Origin of the sequence: Fodinibius sp. (assembly GCF_041642155.1) — a bacterium.
Classification (GTDB): domain Bacteria; phylum Bacteroidota; class Rhodothermia; order Balneolales; family Balneolaceae; genus Fodinibius.
Genome location: NZ_JBEPWZ010000108.1, coordinates 1 through 9,330, shown reverse-complemented (window position 1 = coordinate 9,330; position 9,330 = coordinate 1). Strand labels below are relative to the sequence as shown.

Here is a 9,330-nt window from a genome sequence, read left to right as displayed (position 1 = left end):
ATGCCGGAAGGCGCGTTCACAGAAATCACGGACCGTATGGGTTTTTCCCGTAGCCAGCACAAAGTCTTCAGGCTCTTCCTGCTGCAACATCAGGTACATGCCCTCGATATAATCTTTCGCATGTCCCCAGTCCCTTTTCGCTTCCAGGTTTCCAAGGTAGGTCTTCTCCTGCAGTCCGGCCGCAATGCGAACGGCCGCCCGCGTGATCTTCCGGGTAACGAACGTTTCACCCCGCACCGGGGATTCGTGGTTGAATAGTATGCCATTCACTGCATACATATCGTAGGCCTCCCGGTAGTTGACCGTAATCCAGTATGCATATAATTTAGCTACCGCATACGGAGAGCGCGGATAAAAGGGCGTGTCTTCCGTCTGAGGCACTTCCTGTACCTTGCCAAACAGTTCGCTGGTCGATGCCTGGTAAAATTTGGTCTTTTGTGTTAATCCCAGGATCCGAATAGCTTCCAGAAGGCGGAGCACCCCCAGGGCGTCCGTATTAGTTGTATATTCGGGGGCGTCAAAAGATACCTGAACATGACTTTGAGCGCCCAGGTTATATATTTCATCGGGCTGAATATCCTGGATAATACGAATCAAATTCGTAGAATCCGTCAAATCACCGTAATGCAACTCAAAAGGCAGATCTTTGGTGTGTGGATCCTGATAGATATGATCTATTCTGCCGGTATTGAACGAACTGGATCGTCTTTTTATGCCATGGACCTCGTACCCTTTGCGAAGTAAAAACTCCGCTAAATACGATCCATCCTGTCCGGTAACACCGGTGATCAATGCTACTTTTCTTTCTTCCAAAATAACCTCTTTTTATAATTTAATTAAACTTTTTGAGCGTATAGAAGTGACTTTTCAAATATATTATATAGCCACTTCCCTGAATTCATTCATCAATATCCAAATAAATACAGCATTCCATATTCCCGGTTTCAACTTTTATGAGCCGTGTTACTTTCGATACAACAACTGTGCCAAGTAAAATAGGCGATTCAGGGGTATAGGATCGGTTTTACCAAGTCAATTATGAGTAAATACACTATAGCGCTCATCTACCTGTGCAATAATGTTACAACTGTCCGATCAAGGTCGGGTACCTGTTAGATCCAGATTGATTAAACCTATTCCTATACATACACGTATTATGGGGACTTTATATCGGATTATCCCCAGCATGCCCTTTCCAGAAGGAAAATGCGGGTTAACGACCTCTATAAGACCCACCGGCTCTCCCCCATATTAGTTATTGAACCATGGTAACTTCATTTATGAGTCTTCCCGGATCTGACGAATATCGATTTTTAACTGCCGTTTTATTAAAAAATACTTGCGGTTCACCTGCGACATGATAAATTTAAGTAACAGTAACCATGCATGGGAAGCTCTTTGAAAAACCAGTCCCGAAGCATCGGGAAATATCAAAGCCTGAGCGAGTTCAAAACCACCGCATGTAAAGCATATGTTAGGATGTTGATGTTGAATGCGCGAAAATGCAGCGATTGACTAAAAGAACGGTTTTGCAAAGGGTTCTATAGCAAAAAGGAGTATAGGTATGGCTATTCCTAATACACTCGAAGGGGGACGAAAGGCTTTCCGGCAGAAAGACTGGAATAATGCTTATATCCTTTTATCATCGGCCGACCATGCTCATCAAACTGAGCCTGAAGATATTAGACGGCTTGCCACAGCGGCTTACTTGACAGGTAAGGTATCTGAAAGTACAGAACTATGGGCACGTGCTCACCATGAATACCTTGAAAATGATAAGAAGCGGCAAGCAGCCAATTGTGCATTCTGGCTGGGAATAATATTGTTCAATCAAGGAGAAAAGGCGCAGGGCAGTGGTTGGATGGCCAGGGCCGCCCGTTTGATTAGCGATCTCTCCCAAAAATGTGTCGAGGAGGGATTGCTGTTGATTCCCAAAGCACTGCAGCACCTGGGTGAAGGAAAACCAGAGAGAGCATATCATTATTTTAGCAAAGCCGGCGAAATAGGTGAACAATTTGACAATCAGGACCTCATTACCCTGTCACGGCTTGGCCAGGGACAGGCCCTGATTCATCAAAAGAAGATAAACAAAGGAACGACGCTGCTTGATGAGGCCATGATAGCTGTAATTTCCGAGGAAATATCGCCCATAGTGGCTGGGCTTGTATACTGTGCTGTAATAGAGACCTGCCAAAAGATCTATGATTTACAGCGTGCACAGGAGTGGACTGCGGCTTTGAGCCGCTGGTGTGACTCGCAGCCGGACCTTGTGCCCTATCGCGGGCAATGCCTGGTACGACGTGCAGAGATTATGCAGTTGTATGGAAAATGGACAGAGGCCATGGAAGAAGTACACCAGGCATGTACTTTACTATCGGAAGCTACCGGAGAACCGGCTGCCGGAGAAGCGTTCTACCTGCAGGCTGAGTTCCACAGATTGCAGGGAGATTTCACCGAGGCCGAAGAGGACTACCGCCACGCCAGCAAATGGGGAAGAAAACCACAACCCGGCCTGGCTCTCCTGCGGATGGCGCAAGGGGAAGCTGACACCGCCGAGGCAGCCATTCGACAAGCTGAAGAAGAACAAAAAAATCCAATTGCACGGTCAAAGATTCTCCCGGCATATATCGATATCATGCTTGCAGTGGATGATATCAGGGCCGCTCAGGCCGGTGCGGCGGATCTATCGGAAATAGCGGAAGAATTTAAGGCGCCTTTTCTACAGGCCATGGCTGTCCGGGCTGAGGGGAAAATTATCCTTAAAAAAGGAGAGCCGCAGAAAGCGCTCGACAAACTACTCGAGGGCTGGACTGCGCTGAAACGAATTGGAGCATCCTATGAATCGGCTAAAACCCGTATGCTTATTGGCCTTGCCTACCAGAAACTCGGGGATAAAGACAGCGCCGGGATTGAGCTTGAAGCCGCCCGGGGGACCTTTCAGCAGCTTGGAGCCACGTACGACCTTTCAACAATGGATTCTTTCATCCAATATACTTCATCGGACCACCATACCCATGGACTTACCTCCCGGGAACTGCAGGTTTTATGCTTAGTTGCCACCGGAAAGACCAACAGAGAGATAGGTACAGAACTGTATATCAGTGAAAGGACGGTAGACCGGCATGTAAGCAATATATTAGCCAAACTGAATGTGCCATCGCGTGCCGCCGCTACCGCCTACGCTTATGAGCACGATATGATTTGACTGAATGCCATATACCAGTCGATGGATACCGGGACCTCGTTCTCCAGGCGATACCCGGTATCCGGTCATGGGTGATATTACCCATACCTGCGTTTAATTAAAATTGAGTATTCTCACTGATTCGGAGCTACCATCATCGGCTTATCTTACCTCTGAATTACAACCGTATACAACAAATAGAATGGAGGTAACATGAATACGCAATCTACTGTTGATCAGGATAACCGGTTTCACAAAATATCTGATAACCGTGGCCGGCTCGTCGCCGCTATTCCCATCGCAGAGCGCAGGATCGACCTTGCCGGAATATCCACGGCTGTGCTTGTAGGTGGTGAAGGTCCTCCGATAATACTGCTGCACGGACCCGGTGAGACGTCCCTCTGGTGGATGCGAGTCATTCCACAACTCTTAAAAACAAATCGCCTGATCGTCCCCGACCTGCCAGGACACGGTTCTTCCAGGCTTGACCATACTACACTGGAGGCAGACCTTGTATACCAGTGGCTCAGCGAGCTGATTGAACAAACCTGTCCCTCTCCTCCCGCTCTGGTGGGAAATATTCTGGGCGGATCTATCGGAGCCAGATTTGCAGTCGAACACAGTGGGCAAATTGACCGATTGGTGCTTGTAAACTCACTTGGACTGGGAAAATTCAGACCGGCCCCAAGGTTTGCTTTCGGCCTGTTCCGTTTCATGTTGTGGCCGACCGAGAAGAATTTCAACCGTTTCTTTCCGCAATGTATATATGATGTCGGTGGTCTGCGCAGTAAAATGGGTGAAAACTGGGAGCCGTTCGTGGCATACAACCTTGAATGCGCCCGCGATAAGGTTCGAAGTACCGCTGTACAAACCCTGATGAAAAATCTCGGTATTCCTAAAATTCCGGACGATGAACTCGAGAAAATTGATGTTCCTACAGCGCTGATCTGGGGACGCCATGACAAGGCAAACAAACTTAAAATTGCTGAGACAGCCAGCAAACGCTACGGGTGGCCGCTTCATGTGATTGAAGAAACCCGCGACGATCCCAAACTGGAACGGCCGAAAGCATTTGTTCATGCGCTTAATACCGTATTGCGCGCAACTAATATTCATTAGCACTAAGCAATTAAAAATCATCCAGGATGAAAACACTTAAAATCCTTTCATTCTTTCTGTTTTTAGGTCAGTTCTCCGTTCCCTTGTTTGGTCAGGATCGCCCACCTGTTATCGACATGCATGTGCACATTGGTGCGCCATGGTGAGATTTCTTCAAATGGACATGAAACCAAAGGAGTAATCTTTAACAAAGATCCCGATTAGTTTATTTGGTTGAACATGCGAACATGCTTCGGATGGTTTAACAATCGCCTAAAACAGACTCTGTGATTCTGATCGACATTGTGGCACTCATTCTTTATTTTAATTTGCTTATTTTAAAGAACTATCAGATGCATATATCTAAATAAGAAGCTGAGATTAATCGATGAAAAAAGTTGCGTTTAAAACGCTTGGCTGCAAGCTGAATTATTCGGAGACAATGACCATCCGGCAGGACTTCAAAGAGGAAGGCTATGACGTCATTGATTTTGACAGCGAGGCAGATATCTATGTCATCAATACCTGTTCGGTCACCCAGGGCGCCAACAGCACCTGCCGGAAGACGGTCCGCCGCGCGCTGCGCAGGAATCCGGAAGCCTTTGTAGCGGTCATCGGCTGCTACGCGCAGCTGGAACCGGGTGAGATTGCTCAAATTGACGGAGTCGATGCGGTTCTGGGGGCCAAAAACAAGTTCAGGCTGCTGGAACTTTTTGATGATTTTCACAAGCGATCGGAGCCCATAGTATATCATTCGGATGTCAATGAGACCGTTGATTTCCATAACGCTTTTTCAGCGGACGACCGGACCCGCGCCTTTCTGAAAGTGCAGGATGGCTGCAGCTACAGCTGCTCTTTCTGCACCATCCCCATGGCGCGTGGCAAGAGCCGGAGCCCCCGGATCTCTTCGGTCGTCCGGAATGCGGAGCAACTGGTGGAAGATGGTTTCAAAGAAATTGTGGTAACCGGCGTGAATGCGGGCGACTTTGGCCGCGGCACGGAGGAGGACTTTTTTATGCTGCTCCGGGCGCTGGACCGGGTCGGGGGACTTGAACGCATTCGGTTTTCGTCGGTGGAGCCGAATCTGATGCATGAGGAACTGATCCATTTTTCCGCCGAATCCGGCAAAATTCAGCCCCACTTCCATATGCCGCTTCAGAGTGGCAGCGATAAGATGCTGGGGATCATGCGGCGGCGCTATCAATCGGAACTTTACCGGCAGCGGGTAGAATTGATTAAAGAGCTTATGCCCGATGCGGCCATCGGCGTAGACGTGATTACCGGTCACCCGGGCGAAACGGATGAACGCTTCCGGGAATCCTACGATTTTGTTGACAGCCTCCCGGTCTCTTACCTGCATGTCTTCACTTATTCCGAGCGTCCCGGTACCCATGCGCTTTCGATCGAACCAAACGTACAGGACAGCGTCCGCAAAGAGCGCACACACAAATTTCGCCGGCTATCCCAAAAAAAGAGATTTGAATTTGACACCTCCTTCTCCGGCGAGGTTCGCGAAGTGCTCTTCGAAGGGGCAGACCATAACGGAGCGATGCTGGGGTGGACCGACAATTATGTGCGGGTAGGCATTCCGTACAATCCCCGTCACGAAAATAAAATACTGCCGGTGCAGCTCGGGGCTCGTTCAAAAGAAGGCTATCTGATCGGCGAACTGACCCCGGAAGCCAAAAAGGAGCAACAGGTTATCGGAGAATTAGTAGGGTGAGAAAGTATGGCAGATTCAGCTCTAAACACAGACAAACTGATTGACAATATCATCAGTTACCTCAATAACGAACGTGAACTGTACGGTGATTTTACCATGCAGCAAGAAACTGCCGGTCAACCTCCTCCACGGGATAAGGATACTACTCAACAGGATGATAAAATGGCTTCAGAATCTTCGTCCCAGCCTAAAAAACAACTAAACGCAGCCGAAACCGGGGATAACGCTTCCCAAGCACCAAAACAACAGCATGCCGCCGATAGCGGGAATGAGGCTTCTTCGAGCAGTGGTAATAACATATACCAGCACATTGAGCACTGCCAAACCCTTCAAGAGCTGGAGGCGCTCTGCCGGAAGGCCGATATGCTGCGAACCGACCTGGAGGATACCCAGCTGGTTTTTGGGGTTGGCAATCCCCAGGCCGATCTCATGATCATCGGCGAAGCCCCCGGGGCCGAGGAGGACCGGCAGGGAGAACCTTTTGTAGGGAAAGCGGGACAGCTGCTCAATAAAATCCTGGATTCAATCAATTTAAGCCGCGACGAAGTCTATATCGCGAACATCCTCAAGCACCGTCCCCCGAACAACAGAAATCCAAAACCCGAAGAACGGGAACGGAGCCTCCCCTTCCTCCTCCGGCAAATCGACCTGATTAATCCCAAACTTATTTTGACGCTCGGCAAGGTATCGTCCCAGACCCTGCTCGATAAGAATGTTTCACTTTCAAAGATGCGTGGCCGGTTCCACAATTTCCGCGATAGCTACGAGTTATTGGCGACCTACCACCCGGCCGCCCTGCTCCGGCACCCGAAGTGGAAGCGCCCGACCTGGGAAGATGTACAGCTGCTGCGCAAGCGCTACGATCAGCTTGGCTGCAAGCCCTGATTTTTCTTTTCAACACCGGATTTTCTCTTCGTTTAAAGCAGTTCATTTATTATACTTTATGATACCTGTTATTCCCCCGTTACACCGAGAGTACTGGTGCATTAATACTGCTCCTCCATACGCATAAACAGTTTTAATATATTAGGTTTTCATTTTTCGAATGGCATCACAAGGGTCCGATTTTAAGAATAATACGCCGCGACAAGCACTGGATCAGGAAGGCCGGCTCCCTCCTCAGGCTGTTGAAGTTGAAGAAGCGGTATTAGGCTCAATGCTGATTGAGCATGAAGCGGCTACCGTAGCACTGCAAATGCTGTCCCCAAGAGATTTCTATAAGCCGGCCCACCAGCATATTTTTGAAGTACTGCACGATTTATATGAACGTGATAATCCCCTCGACCTGTTGACGGTCGAAAACGAATTGCGCGACAAGGGACTGCTTGATACCTGTGGAGGCGCGGGCTATCTCTCCGAACTCACCCGGTCGGTCAGCTCAGCTGCCAATGTGGATTATCATGCACAGATCATAGCCGAAAAAGCGACCAAGCGGAATCTTATCCTTGGTTGCACGGACATTATCAAGGAGGCCTACGACAGCTCTTCCGATCCCTATGACGTGCTGGATAAGGCGGAACAGCGAATATTCGATCTGGCCAACTCCAAGCAGCGGGCCCAGGCGCAGCCCATTGGCGACGTGCTTAAAGACACCCTTTCCTATTTGGAAGACATCCGGGGTAAATCGTCGGGCATAACGGGGGTCCCCACCGGCACCGATGTGGACAAAAAAACCGCCGGATGGCAAAATGGCGATCTCATCATTATTGCCGCACGTCCCTCGATGGGTAAGACCGCTTACGTATTGACCACGGCTCGCAATGCCGCACTGCATCAGGACCCCAAGCTGCAGACCAAAGTGGCTATTTTCAGCCTCGAGATGTCGAACCAGTCGCTGGTGCAGCGCCTGCTTACGATGGAGGGACGCATTAACGCCCAGTCGGCCCGGTCGGGGCGCCTGAAGGACGAGGAATTCAAGCGTCTTATTGATGCGGCGGGGCGTCTTTTTACGGCGGATATCTTTGTAGACGATACGCCGGGACTCAGTATCATGGAACTGCGCACGAAATGCCGGCGGCTGAAAAGCGAGCACGATATCGGACTCATTGTCGTGGACTACCTCCAGCTGATGACGGCCTCGGGCAAGGATTTCGGCACGCGCGAGCAGGAAATCGCCTCTATTTCGCGCGGGCTCAAAGCCTTGGCCAAGGAGCTTAACGTCCCGGTCGTCGCCCTTTCCCAGCTGAGCCGTGCCGTTGAACAGCGGGGCGGTGACAAGCGTCCCCAACTCAGCGACTTGCGGGAATCGGGCTCCATCGAGCAGGATGCCGATGTTGTCTGTTTCCTCTACCGGCCCGAATATTACGGCATCAAAACCACGCCCGAGGGACAGTCGACGACGGGACTGGCAGAAATTATTATCGGCAAGCAGCGTAACGGTCCCACGGGCACCATCCCCCTCTATTTCGTCGAAGATTATGCCCGGTTTGAGAACCTGACATCGGCCGATTCGGGTCCGTTCGGGGGCGCTTCGGGCAATACAGAAGATGCTCCAGGGGGCGGGACGCCGCCGATGGGGCATAATCCCGGTTCGGGGGGAGGCGATGAAGCGCCCTTCTAAGAGTCTTTCGACCTTATTGGCAAAATCTGCTACGATCCCTTCTTTCTCCTCTCTAACCGCTGATACGTTGAAACAGCATTACAGCGAGACCTTGCTCTCACGCTTGGGATCCAAATCATACAGCGAAGAAACCGTAGCCTGAACGGTTTTATACCAGTCATTACCGTACTTGTCATTGATCTCGTAGAAGTCAGAGAAGTCGGGCTTGCGGATCTTCATCTTCCACTCCTGGTTTTTGGCTTTATAGACCGGGTCCACATGCAACAGCTGGTGAAACAGCACCATTTCACGGGTCTTCTGGTCCAGCATATCCCACAGCTCTCCTGATATTTCAATCAAATAGTTATTACCGGAGTAATATTGCACTTCACGCGACGCTTTAACACATTTGGCGGCTTTATACTTCGAGAGGTTCGGGTATACCAGAAAATAACCGATTTCAGCGGGACCGAAATCCAGGTTTTCCCGTTCGATTACGGTTTCCGCTATTTTAGCGATCTCCGGAGATTCCATCAGCTGTTTGTTACTGTGGGCAATGGTATCTCCCGGTTTTAAAAAATCATTGTCTTTCATGAACGATGTTTCTGTTTGCAGTTCGAAATTTCAAGTATCCAAAGGTATGATTCTGCCGGGACCTTTTCATCCGTTATCGAAAATAACTTGTGGCTCAAAGTACCGTTTAGCCCGGCTTCATCTATATCGCCAGAATGCGGCGCAGATAGTTTATTTGCCCCAGATGATAGGTAAGATGTCCGTATAGATGTA

The 9,330-nt window shown here is 49.6% G+C and carries 7 protein-coding genes; 5 read left to right on the top strand and 2 right to left on the bottom strand.

The features are described from left to right. On the bottom strand, positions 1–813 hold an 813-nt coding region (gene gmd / locus ACESLU_RS08050), incomplete at its 3' end, for a GDP-mannose 4,6-dehydratase (protein WP_372637633.1). 751 nt (positions 814–1,564) lie between these two features. Between gmd and ACESLU_RS08045 the strand changes: the two genes are divergently transcribed. From ACESLU_RS08045 to dnaB, 5 genes are all read left to right on the top strand, one after another. Beyond that, positions 1,565–3,205, top strand: a complete 1,641-nt coding sequence (locus ACESLU_RS08045) for a LuxR C-terminal-related transcriptional regulator (RefSeq protein ID WP_372637630.1) — start codon at positions 1,565–1,567, stop codon at positions 3,203–3,205. Between the two features lie 192 nt (positions 3,206–3,397). Beyond that, positions 3,398–4,303 carry an alpha/beta fold hydrolase gene (locus ACESLU_RS08040; protein ID WP_372637628.1) on the top strand — a complete coding sequence of 302 codons (906 nt, stop codon included), beginning with the start codon at positions 3,398–3,400 and terminating at the stop codon, positions 4,301–4,303. A 367-nt stretch (positions 4,304–4,670) separates the two neighbouring features. Then, entirely contained in the window at positions 4,671–6,005 is a 1,335-nt protein-coding gene (mtaB, locus tag ACESLU_RS08035) for a tRNA (N(6)-L-threonylcarbamoyladenosine(37)-C(2))-methylthiotransferase MtaB (RefSeq protein WP_372637625.1), read from the top strand. A 6-nt stretch (positions 6,006–6,011) separates the two neighbouring features. Continuing rightward, positions 6,012–6,890: a uracil-DNA glycosylase gene (locus tag ACESLU_RS08030; protein WP_372637623.1), complete on the top strand. Its 879-nt coding sequence runs from the start codon at positions 6,012–6,014 to the stop codon at positions 6,888–6,890. A 160-nt stretch (positions 6,891–7,050) separates the two neighbouring features. After that, positions 7,051–8,565, top strand: a complete 1,515-nt coding sequence (gene dnaB, locus ACESLU_RS08025) for a replicative DNA helicase (protein ID WP_372637620.1) — start codon at positions 7,051–7,053, stop codon at positions 8,563–8,565. 78 nt (positions 8,566–8,643) lie between these two features. Here dnaB and ACESLU_RS08020 read toward each other — a convergent pair whose 3' ends face one another. After that, on the bottom strand, positions 8,644–9,138 hold the full coding sequence (locus ACESLU_RS08020; protein WP_372637617.1) for a putative metallopeptidase: 495 nt from the start codon (positions 9,136–9,138) through the stop codon (positions 8,644–8,646). Positions 9,139–9,330 lie beyond the last annotated feature (192 nt).

Bases quoted from the DNA above. Each gene is read 5' to 3' on its own strand.
- ACESLU_RS08030 (WP_372637623.1), top strand. From the start codon at position 6,012: ATGGCAGATTCAGCTCTAAACACAGACAAACTGATTGACAATATCATC.
- ACESLU_RS08040 (WP_372637628.1), top strand. From the start codon at position 3,398: ATGAATACGCAATCTACTGTTGATCAGGATAACCGGTTTCACAAAATA.
- dnaB (WP_372637620.1), top strand. From the start codon at position 7,051: ATGGCATCACAAGGGTCCGATTTTAAGAATAATACGCCGCGACAAGCA.
- mtaB (WP_372637625.1), top strand. From the start codon at position 4,671: ATGAAAAAAGTTGCGTTTAAAACGCTTGGCTGCAAGCTGAATTATTCG.
- ACESLU_RS08045 (WP_372637630.1), top strand. From the start codon at position 1,565: ATGGCTATTCCTAATACACTCGAAGGGGGACGAAAGGCTTTCCGGCAG.
- ACESLU_RS08020 (WP_372637617.1), bottom strand. From the start codon at position 9,138: ATGAAAGACAATGATTTTTTAAAACCGGGAGATACCATTGCCCACAGT.